Consider the following 23,543-nt stretch of genomic DNA (forward strand, 5'->3'; position numbering starts at 1 on the left):
AGCCTTACCTATCCCACGACCAGGACAGGGAGGCGCGGGTGAGCACGACCGGACGGGAAGTCCTCCGCCGTTCGATCACCGGGCAACGACGATCGGTGACCCTCGCGGCGCTGCTGACGGCGGGCCACCAGGGCGGCGAAGCGCTGGTGCCGGTGGTGATCGGCGTGGTGATCGACCAGGCCGTCGCGGGCGGCTCGGTGGGAACGCTGCTCTTCTGGCTGGCGGTGCTGGGCGTGCTGTTCGCCGCGCTGTCCACCAGCTACCGCCTCGGTGCCCGGTTCGGCGAGCGCGCCGCCGAACGCGCCGCCCACGACCTGCGCCTCGACGTCGGACGCCGGGTGCTGCACCCCGGCGGTGGCGCCGAGGCCGGCAACCTCGCGGGCGAGCTCGTCAGCATCGGGACGTCGGACGCGAAGCGGGTCGGCCAGCTCAACGGCGTCCTGCCCTTCGGCGTCGCCGGCCTCGCCGGATTGCTGGTCAGCGCGATCGTGCTGCTCACCATGAGCGTCCCGCTCGGCCTGCTGGTGCTGCTCGGCACGCCGCCGATGCTGTACCTGGCGCACCTGATCGGCAAGCCCCTCGAGCGCCGCAGCGAGGCCGAGCAGGAGCGCTCCGCCTTCGCCTCCGGCATCGCCACCGACCTCGTCGCGGGCCTGCGCGTGCTCAAGGGCGTCGGGGCCGAACGCGCCGCCGTCGACCGCTACCGCCGCACCAGCCAGGATTCGCTGCACGCCACCCTGCGCGCCGCACGCGCCCAGGCCTGGCACAACGGCGCACTGCTCGCGCTGACCGGCATCTTCATCGCCGTCGTCGCGCTCGTCGGCGGGAACCTCGCGGCGGCGGGCGACATCAGCGTCGGCGACCTCGTCGCCGCGGTCGGCCTGGCGCAGTACCTGATCACGCCGTTCTCGATCTTCTCGTGGGTCAACGGCGAGCTCGCGCAGGGCCGCGCGTCGGCCGCGCGCATCGCCGACGTGCTGAACGCACCGCCCGCCGTCGGCACCGGCGAGGCCACGCTGCCGAAGCCGGCCGCCGGGCACGTGCGGCTTTCCGCGCTCGGCCGGGGCGCGCTGCGCGACGTCGACTTCGAAGCCCGCCCGGGAGAGCTGCTCGGCGTCGTCGCCACCGACCCGGCCGCCGCGACCGACCTCCTGGACTGCCTCGGCCGCGCGGCCGACCCCGCGACCGGCTCGGTGTCGGTCGACGCGGTCGATCTGTCCACTGTGGACCCGAGCCGGGTCCGCGAGGTGGTGCTGGTCGCCGCGCACGACGCGGACCTGTTCGCCGGGACCGTCGCCGAGAACTTCGAAACCGGGCCGCTCAGCGAAGAAGCGCTCACCGCGGCCGCCGTCGACGAGGTGGCCGGCGCGCTGCCCGACGGCGTCGCGACCGAAGTCACCGAACGCGGGCGGTCGCTGTCGGGCGGCCAGCGTCAGCGGGTCGCGCTCGCCCGCGCCCTCGCCGTCGACGCGCCGGTGCTCGTCCTGCACGACCCGACGACCGCCGTCGACACCGTCACCGAGGCCCGCATCGCCGCGGGCCTGGCCGAGCTGCGGCGCGGCCGCACGACCATCCTCGTGACCACCAGCCCGGCGCTGCTCGCCGCGACCGACCGCGTCGTCCTCTTGGACGACGGGCGGATCGCGGGCGAAGGCAGCCACGCCGAGCTGGCCGGTCGCGCCGACTACCGGGCGGCGGTGCTGTCATGACCCGTGAACTCCTCCCCGTGGCCGACGGCCGCCGGATCCGTGCCGTCGTCGGCGAGCTCGTCGGCCGGTCGAAGGGCCGCGCCGCCGCCGCGTTCACGATGCTGGTCGCGGCCACCGCGATCGGGCTGCTCACCGCGCCCCTGCTCGGCCGGGTCGTCGACCTCGTCGCGACGCGGCGGCCGGCGGCCGACCTGGTCACGCCGGTCGTCGAGCTGGTCGGCGTCGCCATCGGGCAGGCCATCGCGACCGCGATCGGCGTGTCGCTGGTGGCGCGGCTCGGCGAGACGATCCTGGCCGAGCTGCGCGAACGCTTCGTCGAGCGCGCGCTCGGGCTGCCGCTCGACCAGCTCGAGCGCGCCGGGTCCGGCGACCTGACCACGCGCGTGACGAACGACGTCTCGGTCGTCGCGGAAGGCGTCCGGCAGGCGCTGCCCGAGCTGGGCCGCTCGGTGCTGACGGTCGTGCTGACCCTCGGCGCGCTGGCCGTGCTGGACTGGCGGTTCCTGCTGGCCGCGCTGGTCGCCGTGCCGATCCAGCTGTGGACGGTGCGCTGGTACGTGCCGCGCGCGAAGCCGCTGTACGCGAGCCAGCGCGAGGCCGTCGGCGCGCAACAGCAGCAGCTGCTGGACACCATCGGCGGCGCGAAGACCGTCCGCGCGTTCCGGCTGGCGGACACGCACCTCGACCGGGTGCGGCAGCGGTCCGACACGGCCGTCGACCTGGCGCTGCGCGGGATCCGGCTGGTGACGCGGTTCTACGCGCGGCTCAACCTGGCGGAGTTCGTCGGCCTGTCCGCCGTGCTGGCCGTCGGGTTTCTGCTGGTCGGCGCGAACGCGGTGACGGTCGGCGTCGCGACGGCCGCGGCACTGTACTTCCACAGCCTCTTCGGCCCGATCACGACGGCGCTCGCCCTGGTCGACGACGCGCAGGCAGCCGCGGCCGGCCTCGCGCGGCTGATCGGCGTCGCCGACCTGCCCGCCGAGGCGTCGCCTTCGCAGCCGGCGCGGCCGGTGGACGCGTCGGTGAAGACGGCGGCGACCGGTTTCTCCTATGTGGACGGTCACCCGGTGCTGCGCGACGTCGACCTCGCCGTCGCGCCCGGCGAGCGGGTGGCGCTGGTCGGGGCGAGCGGAGCCGGGAAGACGACGCTGGCCAAGCTCATCGCCGGGATCCACCGCCCGTCCTCGGGTTCGGTGACGCTCGGCGGGGTTCCCCTGGACGAGCTCGGCCCGGAAGCCACGCGCCGGACCGTCGCGCTGATCAGCCAGGAGGTCCACGTCTTCGCGGGACCGCTGGCCGAAGACCTCCGCCTCGCGCACCCGTCGGCGTCCGACGCGGACCTGCGGGCGGCGCTGGCGAAGGTGGGCGCACTGTCCTGGATGGACAGTCTGCCCGACGGCCTGGCGACGGTGGTCGGCGAAGGCGGTCACCAGCTGACGGTGACCCAGGCGCAGCAGCTCGCCCTGGTCCGGCTGGTGCTGGCCGACCCGCCGATCGCGATCCTCGACGAGGCCACGGCGGAGGCCGGCAGCGCCGGTTCACGGGTCCTGGAGTCGGCGGCCGCGGCCGCCCTCGAAGGACGGACGGCGCTGGTGGTGGCCCACCGGCTGACCCAGGCGGCGGCGTCGGACCGGATCGTGGTCCTCGACGCGGGCGCGGTGGTCGAGTCGGGCACGCACGACGACCTCGTCGCGGCGGGCGGCCAGTACGCGAAGCTCTGGGCGGCCTGGTCAGGCCAGCGCGCCTGACCCCGTGTCGTCCACCCAGGTACGCGTGTCGTCCGTCCAGGTACTCGCAATCGCCACCGGGACCCGTGCTCGAACGGACGACACGCGTACTTGAGCGGACGACACTCGTACGCAGATGGACGACACGCCGGGAGCCTGATCGGCTCCCGGCGTGTCGTGTTCGAGAAGGGTCAGTTGTCCATGGCGTCGGCCAGGGACTTGGGCCGCATGTCCGTCCAGTTCGCTTCCACGTAGTCCAGGCACTCCTGGCGGCCGGACGGGCCGAAGGCGACCGTCCAGCCGGCCGGGACCTCGACGAACTCCGGCCACAGGCTGTGCTGGTTCTCCGCGTTCACCAGCACCAGGTACGTACCGGACGGGTCTTCGAACGGGTTGGTCATGCGAGGCCTCCTCAGGCGGTGATGTCCGTGCGGGCGCCCTTGACGACCTCGGTCAGCTTCTGCAGGACCGGGGTCGCGAGGACCGGGTTGAACCGCGGTTCGGTGGACCAGTCGGCGAGCTGGTTCGCCTTCACCGCGGGCAGCTGCGCCCACGTCGGGATCGCCGCCAGCTGCGCGCGCGACAGCGCGTACGTGCGGCTGTCGGACAGGATCAGGTCGGCCGGGTACTTGCCGGCCTGCTCCCAGCTGAGCGTCTCGAAGTAGTCGTCCGAGCCGGCGCCGTCGACGATGTCCAGGCCGAGCTCGCGGTAGTAGGCCAGGTCCGCGAAGAACTCCGGCTTGCAGACGTAGAGGTTGTCCTTGTCGCTGGACACCACGAGCACCTTGAGGCCCGGCTTGGCCTTGATGGCCGCCTTCAGGTCGTCGGACGCCTTCCGGAAGTCGTCCTTGCCCTTCTTGATCGCGGCGGAGTTCGCGTCACCGCCCAGCGCGACGGCGAGCTGCTCGAAGCGCTCGATCACCTTGGGCAGCGTGACCTTGTACTCCGAGATCGCGACGATCGGCGCGATCGCCTGCACCTTCGGGCCGAGGTCGTCCTTCAGCACCCACAGGTCGGTCGGCTTGGTGCCGGTCAGGCCGGTGACGACCAGGTCCGGCTTGAGCGCCGCGAACTTCTCCATGCTGAAGTCGTCCCAGGCGTTGCCGATCGACGTGACGGCGTTCAGGTCGATGTTGCCGGCCTGGATCTCCTTGGCGCCGTCGGCCGTCTTCTGCGGGCCGAACACGCCGAGCGGGTGGACGCCGTAGTCCCACAGCGCGGCGGCCGAGCTGGCGTAGGCCACGACACGGGTCGGACGCTGGTCGCGAGACGCCTTCTGGCCGCGGTCGTCGGTGAACTCCCACGGGCCCGAGGCCGCCGGGGCGGCCTTGTCGTCACTGCTGCCGCACGCGGTGAGGACCGCGGTCGCCGCGAGGCCACCCGCCCCGATCAGGAAACCACGCCGGCCGAACCCGGGCCCACCTTGAAACACGGACATGAGAACCTCTCGCCTGACTTTAGGATAGGCACACCTTATTTAGGGCAGCCTGCCAAAAGCAACCACCGCAACCGTCCTGTGTCCACGCCCACGCACGTCAGCTCCGGCCGGACAACTGGGCCTCCGCGCCGGGCACCGGCTCGGCCGGGTCGTGTCCCAGGTGGACCTGGCAGTTGTCCGCGTCCACGTGCACCACGCGCGGCCGGTGCCGCGCGCGCTCGGCCTCGTCGACCTGGGCGTAAGTGATGATGATGACCAGGTCACCGGGGTGCACGAGGTGCGCGGCGGCACCGTTGACACCGATCACGCCGGTGCCCGGTTCGCCGGTGATGGCGTAGGTCTCCAGGCGGGCGCCGTTGGTGATGTCGACGACCTGCACGCGTTCGCCCTCGACGATGTCCGCGGCGGCCATCAGGTCCGCGTCGATCGTCAGCGAACCCACGTAGTGCAGGTCGGCCTGCGTCACGGTGGCGCGGTGGATCTTGGCGTTCATCAGGGTGCGGTGCACGTCTACCTCGCGTCTCGGTTCAGCAGCGCGGCCAGTCCGGCTGCCGTGGGGGTGCGGAAGAACTCGGCGATCGGAAGCTCGGTCCCGATCCGTTCGGTGATCCGGTTGCGCAGGACCACCAGCAGCATGGAATGCCCGCCGAGGGCGAACAGGTCGTCGTCGGCGCCGACGGCGGCGACGTCCAGCACCTCCGCGAAGATCTCGCAGAGGGACTTCTCCAACGGCGTCTCGGGCGCCCGGCCGCGGGCCTCGAACTCGGGCACCGGCAGAGCGGCCTTGTCGAGCTTCCCGTTGGGCGTCACGGGGAACGCTTCGAGGGGGACGATCGCCGCGGGCACCATGTACTCCGGCAGCGACCGGGCCACGAACTCCCGCAGCCGCGCGGGATCCGCCGTCGCCGGCCTGGTGTAAGCGACCAACCGGTCGTCCCGGACGACCACGAGCGCCTGCTCCACCTCGTCGTGGCGCGCCAGGGCCGTCTCGATCTCGCCCGGCTCGATCCGGAAGCCGCGGATCTTGACCTGGTCGTCGGTGCGGCCGAGGTACTCGAGCTGCCCGTCGGGCCGCCACCGCACCAGGTCGCCGGTGCGGTACATCCGCTCCCCCGGCGGCCCGAACGGGTCGGCGACGAACCGGTCGGCGGTGAGCGCGGGACGCTCGTGGTAGCCCCGGGCCAGTCCGGCTCCGGCCAGGTACAGCTCGCCGGGCACGCCGGCCGGGACCGGTGTCAGGGCGCCGTCGAGGACGTACGCGCGGGCGTTGTGCACCGGGCGCCCGACCACCGGCCGGTCCGCGTCGGCGAACCGGCCGACGAGCGCGTCCACTGTGGCCTCGGTCGGGCCGTAGAGGTTGTACGCCTCGGTTCCCGGCATCGACCGCAGGGACTCCCACAGCGTCTCGGACACCGCTTCGCCGCCGACGCCGACGACGCCCAGCGCGCACTTCCCGTCTTCGACGACGCCGGCCGCGGCCAGCTGAGCGAAGTGCGACGGCGTCAGCTCGAGGAAGTCGAGCCCGCGGTCGCGCACCACCGCGGCGAGGCGATCGGGGTCGCGGCGCGTGTCGTCGTCGACGACGTGCACCTCGTGCCCGTCGAGCAGCCACAGCTGCGGCTGCCACGAGGCGTCGAAGAAGAACGCCCACGCGTGCCCGACCCGCAGCCGCCGCCCGCCCGCCGCCGCGACCGCGGGACGGTAGAGCGTCTCGCGGTGGCTGTGGAACAGGTTCACCAGCCCGGAATGCGGGATGACGACGCCCTTGGGCTTGCCCGTGGACCCGGACGTGTAGAGCACGTAGGCCGGGTTCGCGGGCGACGGCGAGGTCAGGACAGCGTCACTGTCCACAATGTCCTCGACGAACAGCGCCCCGGGCACCGGTGAAGCCAGCGCGCGGCTCGTGAGCACCAGCGCGGCACCGGAGTCGTCGAGGATCGACGCGATCCGGTCGGCCGGCTGGTCCGGATCGACCGGCAGGTACGCCGCACCGGTCTTGAACACGCCGAAGATCGCCTCGACGACGGATGCCGACCGCGGCAGCACCAGCGCGACGACCTTCTCGGGACCGGCACCCTGGGACGCGAGCCACCGGGCGAGCCGGTCGGTCCGCACCGCGAACTCCGCGAACGTGACACTCGAGACCGCGTCGCTCAGCGCGGTCGCGTCCGGCGTCGCCGCCACCTGCGCGGCCAGCCGGTCGACGACCGTCGGCGCGGACGTCGTCAGCGGTTCGCCACGACCCCAGTCGGCGACGATCCGGTGCCGCTCGGCCGCATCCAGGACGTCGATCCGGCTCAGCGGCCGGTCCGGGTCGGCGACGACGGCGGTCATCAGCCGCACCAGCCGCTCGGTGAGCGTCCGGGCGGTCGGCTCGTCGAACAGGTCGAGGCTGAACTCGAGGTCGCCCTCGATGCCCTCGGGGGTTTCGACCAGGTCGAACGACAGGTCGAATTTCGCCTGCCGCAGCCCGGTGTCCCGATAGGACGACTCGAGCCCGAGCAGCCGCTCCGGCGCCGAACCCGCGTGGTAGACCGCGAGCATGACCTGGAACAGCGGGTGCCGCGCCAGGGACCGGGCCGGGTTGAGCAGCTCGACGAGGTGCTCGAACGGCAGGTCCTGGTGGGCGTACGCGGCCAGGTCGGCCTCGCGGACGCGGTCCAGGAGCTCCCGGAACGTCGGGTCGCCGGCGGTGTCGATGCGCAGGACCAGCGTGTTGACGAAGAACCCGGCGAGGTCCTCCAGCGCGTGGTCCATGCGGCCGGCGACCGGCGTGCCGAGCGGGATGTCGGTGCCCGCGCCGAGCCGGGTGAGCAGCGCCGCGAGGGCGGCCTGCAGCACCATGAACGTGCTGGTGTCGCTGCCGTGGGCCAGTTCGCGCAGGCTGCGGTGGACGTCGGCCGGCACGGTGAACGGCACGGCCGCGCCCCGGTTCGTCGAGCGCGCCGGGCGGGGCCGGTCCACCGGGAGCGCCAGCTCGTCGGGGATCCCGGCGAGGGTGTCGCGCCAGAAGGCCGCCTGCCGGCCGAGGAGGCTGTCCGGGTCGTCGGACCGGCCGAACATCTCCCGCTGCCACAGCGTGTAGTCCGCGTACTGCACCGGCAACGGCGTCCACTGTGGACGCTCACCGTTCAGGCGCGCGGCGTACGCGGTGTCGAGGTCGCGCTTCAGCGGCGGGAGCGACCAGCCGTCGCCGGCGATGTGGTGCACCAGCAGGACGAACACGTGCCGGTCGGGCCCGGCCGAGACGAGCGTCGCGCGGACCGGGATCTCGGCGTCGAGGGTGAAGCAGTACGACGCCGCGGCGGTGACGCTCTCCTCGAGGTCGGCCGCCGTTTCCGTGACCAGTACCGGCCGCGCGCGGGCGTCACCCGCCGCCAGGACCACCTGCGACGGCGTGCCCTGCTCTTCGACCAGGATCGTCCGGAGAATCTCGTGCCGGGCGACGACGTCGCCGAGCGCGGCCCGGAGCGCGTCGGCGTCGACCGGTCCGGTCAGCTCCCACGCCCACGGGATGTTGTAGGTCGCGCTCAACCCGTCGAGCCGGTCGAGGAACCACAGCCGCTGCTGGGCGAACGACAGCGGCAGCACGTCCGGCCGCTTCGCCGGTACCAGCGCGGGACGGCTTTGCCGCCCCGGATCCAGGAGTTCGGCCAGGCGGGCCGGGGTGGGTGCGTCGAACACCGCCCGGATCGGGACCTCGACGCCGAGCAGCGCGCGGATCCGGCTGACCAGCCGCGTCGCCAGGAGCGAGTGCCCGCCGAGGGTGAAGAACCCGTCGTCCGGGCCGACCCGCGGCACACCGAGGACGTCGGCGAAGAGGTCGCACAGCGCCTGATCGGCCGGGGTTCGCGCGACGCGGCCGGAGGTCCGGATCTCCGGGTCGGGCAGCGCGGCGCGGTCGAGCTTGCCGTTGGCGTTCAGCGGCAGCTCCGGCAGCACGACGATCGCCGAGGGCACCAGGTACTCCGGCAGCCGCTCGGCCACCCGCGCCCGCAACGCGGCCGGGTCGCCCGACGGCGTGACGTAGGCGATCAGCCGGTCGTCCCGGGCGATCACCACCGCGCGCGCCACCGAGGCATCGGCCGTCAGCGCTGCTTCGACCTCGCCCGGCTCGACGCGGAAGCCGCGGATCTTGAGCTGCTGGTCGGCACGCCCCAGGAACTCGAGCGCGCCGTCGGCCCGGCGGCGGACGAGGTCGCCGGTGCGGTACATCCGCTCCCCCGGCTCGAACGGCGACGCCACGAACCGTTCCGCGCTGAGCGCCGGACGGCCGAGGTAGCCGCGCGCGAGCCCGGCGCCGGCCAGGTACAGCTCGCCGCGGACACCCGGCGGGACCGGCCGCAGCGCCGCGTCGAGGACGTACGCGCGGGTGTTCGCGACCGGCCGCCCGATGGCCACCGGACCGCAGACCTGGGCCAGGCTGTCGCCCGCGACTTCGGAACAGCCGTACAGGTTGACCAGCTTCGCCGACGGCCACCGCCGGGCCACCTTCTCGGCCAGCACGCCGGAAAGCGGCTCACCACTGGTGATCCATGTGGTCACGGAGTCGAACGCGTCGGCCGAGGTGTCCTCGGCGAAGGCGTCGAGGAGGCTCGGGACGACGGTCAGCACCTGGGCGCCGGACGTGCGCACCAGTTCGGCGAGCGCGTGCGGGTCGGTGGCCGTCGCGTCGTCGGCGAGGACCACGGCGTCGCCCGCGACGAGCCCGCCGAGCAGCTCGGTCGACCCGTCGATGAAGGTCAGCGCGCTCTTGGCCACGCGCACGCCGTCGGCGACGTCCCGGCCCCAGTGCAGCCGGTTGGCCAGCGCGCGCTGGGTCCCGGCGACGGCCTTCGGGCGTCCCGTCGAGCCGGACGTGAAGATCACGTACGCCGGGTTGTCCGGGCTGATCGACGGCCAGACCGGCTCGGCGCCCGTGTCACTCGGCCGGACCAGCCGATCTCCGAAGCCGTCTTCCGCGATGACGAGGTGCGGCGCGGCGTCGGCGAGCATCAGCTCGACGCGCTCGGCCGGGTGGTTGAGGTCCAGGGGCAGGTAGGCGGCGCCGGTCTTGAGCACCGCGAGCAGCGCGGTGACCAGGCCGGCCGACCGCGGCAGCGCGACGGCCACCACCCGCTCCGGCCCGGCACCCCGCGCGAGCAGCGCCCGGGCGAGCGTCGTCGCGCGCGTGTCCAGGTCGGCGTAGGTCAGGCGCTCCTCGCCGAACACCAGCGCGGTGGCGTCCGGCGTGCGGGCCACCTGGGCGGCGAACAGCTCCGCGACCGTCTCCGCGGGCAGCGGCGTCCCGAGAGCGGCGGTGAGCTGGCCGTGTTCCGCGTCGGTGAGCAGGTCGATCGTGCCGATCCGGGTGTCCGGGTCGCCCACGACGGCCCGCAGCAACGTCTGGAGCCGGTCCAGGATCGCTTCGACGCTCGCGCGGTCGAAGACGTCGCTGTTGTACTCGGCCGTGCCGCGGATGCCGGTCTGGTGACCGGGCCGCTCGCCGACGAAGAACACCAGGTCGGCGCGGGCGGTGCCGGTGCGGACCGGTTCCTCCGCGACGGTCAGGCGGGGCAGCGCGAGGTCGGCGACGGCGTTGTTCTGCCAGGCCAGCATCGTCTGGAACAGCGGGTGGTAGGACAGTGACCGCGCCGGGTTGAGCACCTCGACCAGGCGCTCGAACGGGACGTCCTGGTGGGCGTAGGCGTCGAGGCTGCGGTCCCGCACGCGGGCGACGAGGTCGCGGAACGACGGGTCGCCGCCGGTGTCCACGCGCAGCACCAGGGTGTTGACGAAGAAGCCGACGAGGTCGTCGAGGGCCTGGTCGGTCCGGCCGGCGATGGACGTGCCGAGCGGGATGTCGGTGCCCGCGCCGAGCCGGGTGAGCACGGCGGTCAGCCCGGCGTGGACGACCATGAACACGCTGGCACCGCAGGCACGGGCCAGCTCGACGAGTCCACTGTGGAGCTCGGCGTCCCAGCCGAACGCGAACTGCTCGCCCCGGTAGGACGCTTCCGCCGGGTGCGGCCGGTCGGTCGGCAGCTCGATGCGCTCCGGCAGGTCCGCCAGCGCGTCGCGCCAGTAGGCCAGCTGCGGTTCGATGACCGGCTCGCCGAGGACGTCCCGCTGCCACAACGTGTAGTCCGCGTACTGCACCGGCAGCGGAGTCCACCGAGGAGCTTCCCCGGCCTGCCGGGCGGTGTAGGCCGTCGCGAGGTCGCGCCACAGAGGCGCGGTCGACCAGCCGTCCGACGCGATGTGGTGGAACACCAGCACCAGGACGTGCTCCTCGGCGCCCAGCCGCAGCAGTTCCGCGCGCAGCGGGATCTCGGACTCCAGCTCGAACACCGTGCTCGCGACGTCCGACACCGCCGCGGCGAGCGTGGCCGCGGTGACCTCGCGGACCGGCAGCGGGATCGTGACGTCGTCGAGGATCTGCTGCCGGGCTTCGCCGTCGATCTCCGGGAAGACCGTGCGCAGGGCTTCGTGGCGTTCGACCACATCGGACAGTGCGATCTTCAACGCGGAAACGTCGAGGTCGCCGGTCAGCCGGACCGCGGTCGGCATGTTGTACGTCGCCGACGGACCTTCCAGGCGGTGCAGGAACCACAGCCGCTGCTGGGCGAACGACAGCGGTAGCACGTCCGGCCGCGGTTCGGCGCGCTCCAGCGCGGGCCGGGCGGCCGTCGAGTCCGAAGTGGACAGCAGCGCGGCGAGGCCGGCGACGGTCGGCGCCTCGAACACCGACCGCACCTGCAGCTCGACGCCGAACACCGCGCGCAGCCGCGCGACCAGGCGCGTCGCCATGAGCGAGTGCCCGCCGAGGGCGAAGAAGTCGTCGTCGACGCCGATCGTCGCGGTGTCGAGGACCTCGGCGAACAGTCCGCAGAGGACTTCCTCGACCGGGGTTCGCGGCGCCCGGCCGGCCGTGACCGCTTGCTGGTCGGGGCTCGGCAACGCGCGACGGTCGAGCTTGCCCGAGGCGAGCAGCGGCAGCCGGTCCAGGACGACGAACGCCGACGGCACCATGTACTGCGGCAGCCGGTCGCGGACGTGCGCCCGCAGCGCCGTGACCAGGCCACTCGTGTCCCGCTGCCCGGCCGGGTGGTTGCCCAGCGTGGCCAGGGCGGCGCGCACCGGACGGGCGCGGTGGATGCGCGTCGGCTCGCCGGTGGTGAACACGACTTCGAGCACGCCTTGCTGCGACGGTGCCGCGTACACGCGGTAACCGAGGTCTCGCAGCGTCTCGATGTCCACTCCGGACGGCTCGGCGTCCAAAGCGGACAGAGCCGCGTCGGCGTCGCCGTCGGCGAGCGCGGCGACCGCGGCCAGCTCACCGGACAGCCGCGCGTCCGGCACACCGGTGACCCGCAGTCGCGCCGGCCGCTCGGCCAGCAGCCGCTCCAGCTCGTCGAGCGTGGTGAACGCGACGACGGTCTCCTCGACCGGCGCCGGCTTCGGCGCCTTCCGCAGGACGACGTCGTAGCGGTGCCGGGTCAGCTCGTTGTGCGCGTGTCCCCGCTTCATCCGGAGGTCGACGTCGTCGAAGCCGTCCAGTTCCCGGGCCAGCGCCCCGAAGAAGTCCGGGTCCAGCACGAGTTCGCCTTCGCGCGCGATGGCCTGGTCGACCGCGGCCGCGCTCCGGCGGCCGTGCCGCAGCTCGGTCGCCGTCCGGAACGCCCGCAGCGAACGCAGGTTCCGGATGTCGCCGAGGAAGAGCACCCCGCCCGGCCGGACGTGCGCCGCGGCAGTCCGGATGACCTCGGCGAGGTAGTCGACGCTCGGGAAGTACTGCGCGACCGAGTTGATGATGACGGTGTCGAACGGCTCGTCCGGCAGCTCGCCGAGGTCGTGCGCGGGGCGGGCCGCGACGTGGACCTTGTCCGCGTACCGCGTCCTCGACAGTTCGCGCCGGAGGTTGGCGATCGCCTTCTCGGACAGGTCGACACCCCAGTACGCCTCGGCGTCCGGGGCGATCCGGGACAGGATCAGGCCACTGCCGACGCCGATCTCGAGGACCCGCTTCGGCTTCAGCGCCTGGATGCGCTCGATCGTCGCCGCGTGCCACTCGCGCATCTCGCCGAGGGGGATCTCGGTGCCGTCGTAGCTGGAGTTCCAGCCGGTGAAGTTCTCCTCCAGGCCGCCGGACGCCGCTTCGGTGAAGACGTTCTCGTGCAGCTCGCGCCACTCGCCGACGTGGTCCAGCTCGGCCTCTTCGTCGCGGCCGGCGGCCGGGACGGCGTAGGCGATGAGCCGGCCGTCCTGCGCGAGGACGACGGACTGCCCGACCGCCGGGTGCTCGGTGAGCACGGCTTCGATCTCGCCCGGTTCGATGCGGTAGCCGCGGATCTTGACCTGGTCGTCCGCGCGGCCCAGGAACACCAGCCGCCCGTCCGGCAGCCATTTGACGAGGTCACCGGTGCGGTAGAGGCGGCCGCCGTCGCCGAACGGGTCGGCGACGAACCGTTCCGACGTCAGCGCGGCGCGCCCGAGGTAGCCACGGGCCAGGCCGGAGCCGGCGAGGTACAGCTCCCCCACCACGCCGGGCGGGACCGGCCGCAGCCCGGCGTCGAGCACGTACGCGCGCGTGCCGGGGTCGGGGATGCCGATCGGGACGACGGTCGCGTCCGCCAGCTCGGCCGGGTCGCTCTCGCCGAGCGTCGAGTTGGTCGTGGCCTCGGTCGGGCCGTAGGCGTTGAACATCCGGCGGCCCGGCGCCCACCTTTTGACGAGTTCCGGCGACACGCGCTCGGTACCCGCCAGCAGGACGCTGTCGCGCGGGAGGTCGCAGTCCGCCGGCATGGCGTCGAGCAGCGCGGGCGGGAGGATCATGAAGTCGACGCCGTGCTGGTGCGCGTACTCGGTCAGCGCGGGCCCGGCGACCCGGCGCTCGGCCGGGACCACGACGAGCCGGCCCCCCGAGAGCAGACCGAGGCAGAGGTCCCAGAACGCGACGTCGAAGCTCGGAGACGCGAACTGCAGCACCCGGCTGTGCGGGCCGATCCCGAAGCGCTCGACCTGGGTGGCGACGAGCTTCGCGACGCCCGAGTGCTGGAGGACGACGCCCTTCGGCCGGCCGGAGGAGCCGGACGTGTAGATGACGTAGGCCGCGTTCTCCGGCTTCACGACGACGTCCGGGTCCGCTGTGGACATTCCGTTGAGGACGGAGTCGTCGAGGAGGACGCGGGGAACGTCCGCGGGGAGTTTCGCCTCGATCTCGCGGGTCGTCACGACGCAGACCGGGCGGGCGTCCTCGACCATGTACGTGATCCGGTCGCCGGGGTAGTCGACGTCGATCGGGAGGTACGCGGCGCCAGCTTTGAGCACGGCCAGCTCCGCGACGATCATGTCGACCGACCTCGGCACGGCCAGCGCGACCACGCGCTCCGGCCCGGCGCCGCGGTCGAGGAGCAGGTGCGCGAGCCGGTTGGCCCGGGCGTTGACCTCGGCGTACGTCAGCTCGACGTCCTCGAAGACGAGCGCGACGGCGTCCGGAGCTTCGGCGACGCGGCGGGCGAACAGCCCGGGGAACGTCTCGGTGCCGGCCGGTTCGAGCGACCCGGCCCACTCGGTCAGGACCTGGTCGCGCTCGTCGCCTTCGAGGAGGTCCAGGGCGCCGACCGGGCGGTCCGGTGCGGCCAGTGCCGCGCGCAGCAGCACTTCGAGGCGGCGCAGGATCGCGTCGGCGCCCGGGTGGTCGAAGACGTCGGCGTTGAACTCCAGAACGCCCGCGATCCCGGCTTCGCGCTCGGTCAGGGAGATCGCCAGGTCGAACTTGGACGTGCCGGTGGTCACCGGGATCTCGGTGACGGTCAGGCCGGGCAGGGTGACGTCGGCGCGGGTGTTGTTCTGCCCGGCGATCATCACCTGGAACAGCGGGTGGTAGGACAGCGACCGCGCCGGGTTGAGCACTTCAACCAGGCGTTCGAACGGGACGTCCTGGTGGGCGTACGCGTCGAGGTTGCGTTCGCGGACACGGGCCACGAGGTCGCGGAACGACGGCTCGCCCCCGGTGTCGACCCGCAGCACCAGGGTGTTGACGAAGAACCCGACGAGGTCGTCGAGGGCCTGGTCGGTGCGGCCGGCGATGGGCGAGCCGATCGGGACGTCGGTGCCCGCGCCCAGCCGGGTGAGCAGGGCGGCCAGCGCCGCGTGGACGACCATGAACACGCTGGCGCCGGACTCGCGCGCCAGCTCGGTGAGGCGCGCGTGGAGGTCCGCGTCCCAGGTGAAGGTGTGCAGCTCACCGCGGAAGGTCGCGGTCGCCGGGTGGGGTCGGTCCAGGGGCAGCTCGATGCGGTCGGGCAGGCCGTCGAGGGTGTCGCGCCAGTAGTCCAGCTGGGTGCTGAGCACGCTGTCCGGGTCGTCCTCGGTGCCGAGGAGATCCTGCTGCCACAGCGTGTAGTCGGCGTACTGCACCGGCAGCGGCGTCCACTGTGGAGTCTCGCCGGCGCGCCGGGCGGCGTAGGCCGTGGCGATGTCGCGCCAGAGCGGGGCCATCGACCAGCCGTCGGAGGCGATGTGGTGGAACACCAGGGCCAGGACGTGCGCACGCTCGTCGAGCCGCAGCAGTTCCGCGCGCATCGGCGCCCGGCGTTCCAGGTCGAACGAGCCTCGGACCAGCCCGGTCAGCGCGGTGTCGAGGTCGGTGACCTCCCGCACGGGCAGGTCGACGTCACCGGCGGGGAGGACGTCCTGGTACGGAACGCCGTCGTGCTGCGGGAACCGCGTCCGCAGCGCCTCGTGGCGTTCGACCACATCGGACAGTGCGGTGCGCAGCGCCTCGACGTCGACCTCGCCGTCCAGGCGCATGATCAGCGGGACGTTGTAGGTGGCCGACGGGCCTTCGAGGTGGTGCAGGAACCACAGCCGCTGCTGCGCGCCGGACAGCGGCACGAGCGCGGGCCGGGCCATCGGGACCAGCTCCGGCCGCGCGGTCCCGGTACCGGCGCCGACCAGCGCGGCGAGGCCGGCGGCGGTGGGCGTCTCGAACACCGACCGGACTTCCAGCTCGGCGTTCAGCGTCGTGCGGATGCGCGCGATCAGGCGGGTGGCCAGCAGCGAATGGCCGCCGAGGGCGAAGAAGCTGTCGTCCGGGCCGACCCGCGGGAGGCCCAGGACGTCGGCGAACAGCTCACACAGCTGCCGTTCGACGGGCGTGCGCGGCTCGCGGTCGGACGTCGGCGCGACCGGGTCCGGCGAAGGCAGGGCACGGCGGTCGAGCTTGCCGTTGGCCGTCACCGGCAGCGCGTCGAGGACGACGATCGCCGACGGGACCATGTGCTCCGGCAGGCGGTCGGCGGCGAGGGTCCGCAGGTCCGCGGTGAGCGTGCTGATCCGGCGGAAGCGGCCGGGGTTGCCGGTGTAGGACAGCAGTGGACCGGTTCCGGGCCGGAAGGCGCCGGCGGTCTCGCCGGTCGTGAACACGACATCGACGGAACCGTCGCCCTCGGCCGACCACGTGACGACCGTGCGGTAGCCGTGCGCGTCACCGAACGCGTACCAGTCTTCGGGGTCCACCCCGCCCGGTGCGGTGCGGCCGTTCGGAACGCGTTCGATCCGGCTCGGACCGGCGACCTCGTCCACAGTGGAGAGATCGGTACCCCACACGAGCGCCGGGAGCTCGGGAGCCTCGGCCGAGCCGGGGCGCAGGACCACGTCGTAGCGGTACCGGGTCAGCTCGTTGACCGCCCGGCCGCGCTTGACCCGGATGTCCGCGGTGACCCCGTCGAGGCCGGCGAAGAACTCGGGCGCGACGAGGAGTTCCTTCTCCCGCAGGAGGTTCTGCTCGACGTCGCCTCCGCGCGCTTCGGCCACCGCCGTGTGGAAGGCGCGGACCTGGCGGAGGTCGCGGACGTCGCCGACGAACAGCGAACCACCCGGCGCGAGTAGCTCGAGGGCCCCGCGCAACACCTCCAGCAGGTACGTCCCGCTCGGGAAGTACTGGACAACGGAGTTCAGCACGATGGTGTCGAAGAATCCGGACGGCAGGCCGGACAGGTCCGCGGCGTCGCCGGTGCGCAGTTCGACGCGATCGGCGAGCACGCGGTCGGCCTCGACCCGGCGACCCAGCGAAGCGATGACCTCGGCGGAGAAGTCCGTGCCCCAGTAGGACTCGCAGTCCGGGGCCAGCTCGGTCAGCAGCAGGCCGGTCCCGACGCCGAGTTCCAGGACGCGCCGCGGGTTCAGGTCGCGGATCCGCGTGACGATCGCGTCCCGCCACTCCCGCATCTCCGCCCGCGGGATCGGCTCGCCGGTGTAGCTGGAGTTCCACCCCGCGAACTCGTCCTCGGCCGCCGAGTACATCGAGTCGTACAGCTCGCGCCACTCGCCGACCTGCTCGGTCTCTTCGTCCGGCGAGCTCGCCGTGCCGGCGGGCACGACGTACCCGACCAGCCGGACGTCACCCGGGCGGTCCTCGCGCGCCACGACCACGGCGTGCGCGACGTCGTCGTGCGTGGCGAGGGTCGCGGCGATCTCGCCGGGCTCGACGCGGAAGCCGCGGATCTTGATCTGCTCGTCGCCGCGGCCGAGGAATTCGAGGACGCCGTCGGGGCGGAAGCGGGCGAGGTCGCCGGTGCGGTACATCCGCGTTCCCGGCTCGAACGGCGAAGCGACGAACCGCTCCGCGCTCAGCCCGGGACGGCCGAGGTAGCCGCGGGCCAGCTGAACACCGGCGAGGTACAGCTCACCGGCGGTACCCGGCGGCACCGGGCGCAGGGCGGCGTCGAGGACGTGGGTCCGGGTGTTCCACACCGGACGTCCGATCGGGACCGCCGGGTCTTCGGCGGACGTCCGCCACGAGGTGACGTCGACCGAGGCTTCCGTCGGGCCGTAGAGGTTGTGCAGCTCGGCGTCGAGGACCTGGCCGAACTGGACCACCGAGTCGGCCGGCAGGGCTTCGCCGCTGCACAGGACCCGGCGCAGGCTCGTGCACTCCCCCGCCGCCGGCTCCTGCAGGAAGACCTGGAGCATCGACGGGACGAAGTGGACGGTCGTGACCCCGCGGTCGCGGATCAGCCGGGCGAGGTAGGCCGGGTCCTTGTGGCCGTCCGGCCGGGCGACGACCTCGGTGGCGCCGGTGATCAGCGGCCAGAGGAACTCCCAGACGGAGACGTCGAAGCTGGACGGCGTCTTCTGCAGCACGCGGTCGTCGCCGGTCAGGCCGTACTCGTCCTGCATCCAGAGCAGCCGGTTGACGATGCCCGCGTGCGGCACGACGACACCCTTGGGGCGGCCGGTCGAGCCGGACGTGTAAATGACGTACGCCGGGTTCTCCGGTCGGAGCACGACGTCGAGGGGAGCGTCCGAAACTCCGTCGACGAGTTCCGGGTCGTCCGGGCGGACCGCGTGCGGCAGGTCGTCGCCGGTCGCCAGGACCAGCGCCGGAGCCGCGTCTTCGAGCATGAACGCGATGCGCTCGGCCGGATAGCCCGGGTCGAGCGGCAGGTAGGCCGCGCCCGTCTTCAGTACCGCGAGGATGGCCGTGACCAGGTGCGTCGACCGCGGCAGGGCCAGGGCGACGACGCGCTCGGGGCCGGCACCCCGCTCCGCGAGAACGCGCGCGAGGCGGTTCGAGACGGCGTCCAGCTCGGCGTAGGTCAGCTCTTCGTCCTCGAACACGAGCGCTGTCGCGTCCGGCGTCCGCGCGACCTGGGCGGCGAACAGCTCGGGCACGGTGACCGCGGGGACGTCCTCGACGGCGCCCGACCAGACCGCGGGCAGGGCCTCGCGTTCCGCCGGGGTGAGGACGTCGAGGCTGCCGAGCCGGCGGTCCGGGGCGGAGACGACCTGGCGCAGCAGGACTTCGAGGCGGTCGAGCAGGCCGGTCACGGTGGCGTGGTCGAACACCTCGGCGTTGAACTCGGCCTGGCCGTGGATGCCGTCGGCGCGCTCGGTGAGGGAGAACCAGAGGTCGAACTTGGCCGTGCCGGTGCCGACGGGCCGCTCGGTGACGGTCAGCCCGGGCAGCTCGACACCCGCGCCGGGCGTGTTCTGCCACGCGAGCATCGTCTGGAACAGCGGGTGGTGCGCCAGCGACCGCGCCGGATTCAGCGCCTCGACGAGGCGTTCGAACGGGACATCCTGGTGGGCGTAGGCGTCCAGGCTGCGCTCCCGCACCCGGGCGACGAGGTCGCGGAACGACGGGTCGCCGCCGGCGTCGACGCGCAGGACGAGCGTGTTGACGAAGAAGCCGACGAGGTCGTCGAGCGCCTGGTCGGTGCGGCCGGCGATCGGAGTGCCGATCGGGATGTCGGTCCCGCCGCCGAGCCGGGAGAGCAACGCGGTCAGGCCGGCGTGCACCACCATGAACGGGCTCGCGCCGCACGCCCGCGCGAGATCGGTCAGCCCGGCCTGCAGACCGGCGTCCCAGGCGAAGGTGAAGAACTCGCCGCGGTAGGCCGACACCGTGGGGTGCGGCCGGTCGAGCGGGAGCGGGATGCGCTCGGGCAGGCCGTCGAGAGCGGACCGCCAGTAGTCGAGCTGAACCGTCTCTTCCGCTTCCAGGAGTTCACGCTGCCAGAGCGTGTAGTCCGCGTACTGCACCGGCAACGGAGTCCATTGTGGAGCGTCCCCTCGCAGCCGGGCGCGGTAGGCCGTCGCGATGTCGCGCCACAAGGGAGCGAGCGACCAGCCGTCGGCGACGATGTGGTGCACGACGAGGACCAGCACGTGCCGCCGCGGGTCGACGGTCAGCAGCGCGGCCCGCACCGGGACGCCGGCGCCGAGGTCGAAGACACCGCGAACGAGAGCGTCCACTTCGGAATCCACATCGGACACCGTGCGCACGGTCAGCTCGACCTCGGCGTCGGCCAGCACCCGCTGGTACGGCACGCCGTCGGCGGTCGGGAACACCGTCCGCAGCGCCTCGTGCCGGTCGAGGACGTCGTGTAGAGCCGCCCGCAGCGCCTCGACGTCCAGCTCACCCGCGAGCCGCATGACGAGCGGGACGTTGTAGGTCGCCGACCCGCCTTCCAGGCCGTGCAGGAACCAGAGGCGCTGCTGCGCGAACGACAGCGGCAGCCGCTCGGGCCGGTCGGTGACGCGGGTGAGCGGGCGCCGATCGGTGCCGGTCACCGCCCCCGCGAGGAGCTCGGCGAGCGCGGCCGGGGTCGGCGCGTCGAACACCGCCCGCACCGGCACCTCGGCGCCGACCGCCGCCCGGATCCGCTGGATCAGGCGCGTCGCCAGCAGCGAATGACCGCCGAGGGCGAAGAAGTCGTCGTCCGGCCCGGCCTGCGGCACCCCCAGGACGTCGGCGAACATCTCGCAGAGCAGCTGCTCGACGGGGTTGCGCGGCGCGCGGCCCGGCCCGGCGGTGAACCGCTCCGGGCTCGGCAGGGCCTTGCGGTCGAGCTTGCCCGAGGCGAGCACCGGCAGCTTGTCCAGCACGACGAACGCCGAGGGCACCATGTACAGCGGCAGCCGGTCGCGCACGTGGGTACGCAGTGACGCCACCAGCGCACCGGTCTCCCGCCGGGCCGCCGGGTTGTTGGCGTACGACGCGGGTGTGCCGGTCTGCCGCCCCGGGCGGTAGGCGGGGCCGTCCTCCCCCCTCGAGAAGACGGCCTCCAGCGCGCCTGCCTCGGCCGCCCAGGTCACCGCCACCCGGTACCCGGCGCGGTCGCCGAGGTCGTGCAGGGCTTCGGGGTCGACGCCGTCGCGGCGTTCGAGCGCGGTCACTGCCCGCGGATCACCCTCGTCCAGGGCCCGCACCGCCGCCAGCTCGCCGGCCAGCCGCGCGTCGGGGATCCCGGTGACCCGCAGCCGGACGGGCGTCTCGGCGGCCAGGAACCGTTCCACCGCCCCGAGATCGCCGAACGCGACGACCTGCTCGCCGGCCGCGGCCGGCTTCGGCGCCTTGCGGAGGACGACGTCGTAGCGGTGCCGGGTCAGCTCGTTGTGCGCGGTGCCGCGCTTGACCCACAGGTCGACGTCGTCGAAACCGTCCAGGTCGCGGGCCAGCGCCGGGAAGAAGTCCGGGTCGAGCACCAGCTCGCCCTCGCGCGCGATCGCCTGGTCGACCGCCGCGACGTCGGCCCGGCCGTGCCGCAGCTCGACGGCGGTGCGGAACGCGCGCAGCGAGCGGAGGTTGCGGATGTCGCCGAGGAAGATCGTACCGCCGGGCTTCACGAGACCTGCTGCGGTCCGGACGACCTCGGCGAGGTAGTCGGCGCTCGGGAAGTACTGCGCGACCGAGTTGATGATCACCGTGTCGAACGGCTCGTCCGGCAGCTCGCCCAGGTCGTGCGCCGGGCGGGCGGCGAGGTGGACTCGATCGGCGAAGGGCGTCGCGGCGACCTCGCGCCGGACGTTCTCGATCGCGCTCTCGGACAGGTCGACGCCCCAGTACGCCTCGGCGTCCGGCGCGATCCGCGAGAGGATGAGCCCGCTGCCGACGCCGATCTCGAGGACCCGCTTCGGCCGCAGGGACCGGATCCGCTCGATCGTCGCCGCGTGCCACTCGCGCATCTCTTCCAGGGGGATGTCGGAGCCGTCGTAGCTGGAGTTCCAGCCGGCGAAGTTCTCCTCGATGCCCGTGGACCCGGCCAGCATCTCCTCGTGGACGTCGTGCCATTCCTCGACGTGCCCCTGCTCGGCCGCCTGGTCGCGGTCGGGCACCGGCACGGCGTAGGCGACGAGCTGCCCGTCCTGCGCGACGACGACCGACTGGCCGACGCGAGGGTGCTCGGCGAGGACCGACTCGATCTCGCCGAGCTCGATGCGGTAGCCGCGGATCTTGACCTGGTCGTCCGCGCGGCCGAGGAATACGAGCCGGCCGTCCGGCAGCCACTTCACGAGGTCACCGGTGCGGTAGAGACGGCCGCCCGAACCGAAGGGGTCGGCCACGAACCGTTCCGCCGTCAGCCCCGGCCGCCCGAGATACCCGCGCGCGAGGCCGGATCCGGCGAGGTACAGCTCCCCGACGACGCCGACCGGGACCGGCGCGAGGGACGCGTCGAGGACGTACGCGCGGGTGCCCGGGTCCGGCACACCGATCGGCACGGCCGAGCCGGGCGCGATCTCCGGGTCGCACAGCCCGAGCGTCGAGTTGGTCGTGGCCTCGGTCGGGCCGTAGGCGTTGAACATCCGGCGGCCCGGCGCCCACCTTTTGACGAGTTCGGGCGACACGCGCTCGGTTCCGGCCAGCAGCACGCTGTCGCGCGGCAGGTCGCAGTCGTCGGGGAACTCGGCGAGCAGCGCGGGCGGCAGGATCATGAAGTCGACGCCCTGGGCGTGGGCGTAGTCGGCCAGCTCGGGGCCGGGCACCCGCCGCTCGGCGGGGACGATCACCAGGCGCCCGCCCGAAAGCAGGCCGAGGCACAGGTCCCAGAACGCGACGTCGAAGCTCGGCGACGCGAACTGCAGCACCCGGCTGTGCGGCCCGATCCCGAAGCGCTCCGACTGCGTCGCGACGAGCTTCGCGACCCCGGCGTGGGACACCACGACGCCCTTGGGCCGGCCGGTGGAGCCGGAGGTGTAGATGACGTAGGCCGCGTTGGCCGGGACGATCACCGCGGCCGGGTCCGTGTCCGGGGCGGCGTCGAGGTCGAGTTCGTCGAGCAGAAGAGCACTCTCGAAGTTTTCGGCGAGCTCGGTGGTGGTCACGACGCAGACCGGGCGGGCGTCGGTGACCATGAACGCGATGCGCTCGGCCGGGTAGTCCGGGTCCAGCGGCAGGTAGGCGGCGCCGGCCTTGAGCACGGCCAGCTCGGCCACGATCATGTCCGGGGAGCGCGGCACGGCGAGCGCGACGACCCGTTCCGGCCCGGCTCCCCGCCCGATCAGGACGTGGGCGAGCCGGTTCGCGCGGGCGTCCAGCTCGGCGTAGGTCAGCTGCTCGTCCTCGAAGACGAGGGCCACGGCGTCCGGCGTCTCCCGGACGCGGGCGGCGAACAACTCCGGAAGCGTCGACAGCGGCGTGTCGAGGTCGGTGACGTTCCACTCTTCGACGATCCGGCGCAGCTCTGGCTCCGGCACGAGGTCCAGGCGCTCGACCGGCCACTGTGGACGGTTCCGTGCGTCGTCCAGGAGGTGCTCGAGGTGCCTGAGCATCCGGTCCACTGTGGACTCGTCGAGGACGTCGGCACGATAGTCGGCGACCAGCGCTTCGCCGTCGACGCGCAGGTTCAGGTCGAGCGGCAAACCGGTCTCGGCACCGAAGCCGACGTTGACGAGCACCGATCCCCCGCGACCGGGCTCGGGCTCGACCTCGGCGACCAGGTCGGCGAAGGGAACTTGGTGACTCAATGCCTCTTCGCGCGCCTCGCGTACGCTCGCGACGACGTCCGCGAAACCGGGCGAGCCACCGAGGTCGACCCGCAGCGGCACCAGCGAGCCGATGCCGAGCACGACGTCGGCGGTTCCCGCATACCGGGACATCAGCACCGTGAAGGCGGCGAGCAGCGTCAGTTCGTCGACCGCCGGCAGCGGCCGGGTCACCCGGGCCGGGACGGGCTCCGCGACGTACGGCCGGTCGACCGGCAGGGCGAGCTCCTTCGGCGCCGAGGCGAGGCGGTCACGCCAGAATCCGAGCTCCGCCACCTGCTGCACAGCGTCACCGTTGCTCACCGGTAGACCAGCCTCCCGCTGCTCACGACGCCCCGAACGGGGCGCAAACTTAGGTGACCCTAACAAACGGATGGTGAGGATGCACTCCTGTACCATCGGTTAGCCTTACCTAAA

At 73.0% G+C, this 23,543-nt stretch carries 6 protein-coding genes; 2 read left to right on the forward strand and 4 right to left on the reverse strand.

Annotation, left to right across the window (positions count from 1 at the left end; genetic code table 11):
• The first annotated feature begins 38 nt into the window (after positions 1 to 38).
• Complete coding sequence (locus ACZ7PG_RS39995; protein ID WP_470244393.1) at positions 39 to 1,709, forward strand: ABC transporter ATP-binding protein; 1,671 nt, start codon at positions 39 to 41, stop codon at positions 1,707 to 1,709.
• Positions 1,706 to 3,457, forward strand: coding sequence for an ABC transporter ATP-binding protein (locus tag ACZ7PG_RS40000; protein WP_470244394.1), 1,752 nt, complete (start codon positions 1,706 to 1,708; stop codon positions 3,455 to 3,457). The genes ACZ7PG_RS39995 and ACZ7PG_RS40000 overlap by 4 nt, the downstream gene beginning before the upstream one ends.
• 170 nt (positions 3,458 to 3,627) lie before the next feature.
• Here ACZ7PG_RS40000 and ACZ7PG_RS40005 read toward each other — a convergent pair whose 3' ends face one another.
• From ACZ7PG_RS40005 to ACZ7PG_RS40020, 4 genes are all read right to left on the reverse strand, one after another.
• On the reverse strand, positions 3,628 to 3,837 hold the full coding sequence (locus ACZ7PG_RS40005) for an MbtH family protein (protein WP_470244395.1): 210 nt from the start codon (positions 3,835 to 3,837) through the stop codon (positions 3,628 to 3,630).
• 11 nt (positions 3,838 to 3,848) lie between these two features.
• On the reverse strand, positions 3,849 to 4,874 hold the full coding sequence (locus tag ACZ7PG_RS40010; protein WP_470244396.1) for an ABC transporter substrate-binding protein: 1,026 nt from the start codon (positions 4,872 to 4,874) through the stop codon (positions 3,849 to 3,851).
• Positions 4,875 to 4,971: 97 nt separating this feature from the next.
• A complete protein-coding gene (gene panD / locus ACZ7PG_RS40015) occupies positions 4,972 to 5,382 on the reverse strand; it encodes an aspartate 1-decarboxylase (protein WP_470244397.1) in 411 nt (136 codons plus the stop codon).
• A gap of 2 nt (positions 5,383 to 5,384) precedes the next feature.
• On the reverse strand, positions 5,385 to 23,429 hold the full coding sequence (locus tag ACZ7PG_RS40020; RefSeq protein ID WP_470244398.1) for an amino acid adenylation domain-containing protein: 18,045 nt from the start codon (positions 23,427 to 23,429) through the stop codon (positions 5,385 to 5,387).
• Positions 23,430 to 23,543: the final 114 nt, after the last annotated feature.

Source organism: Amycolatopsis sp. NPDC114504 (assembly GCF_055633595.1).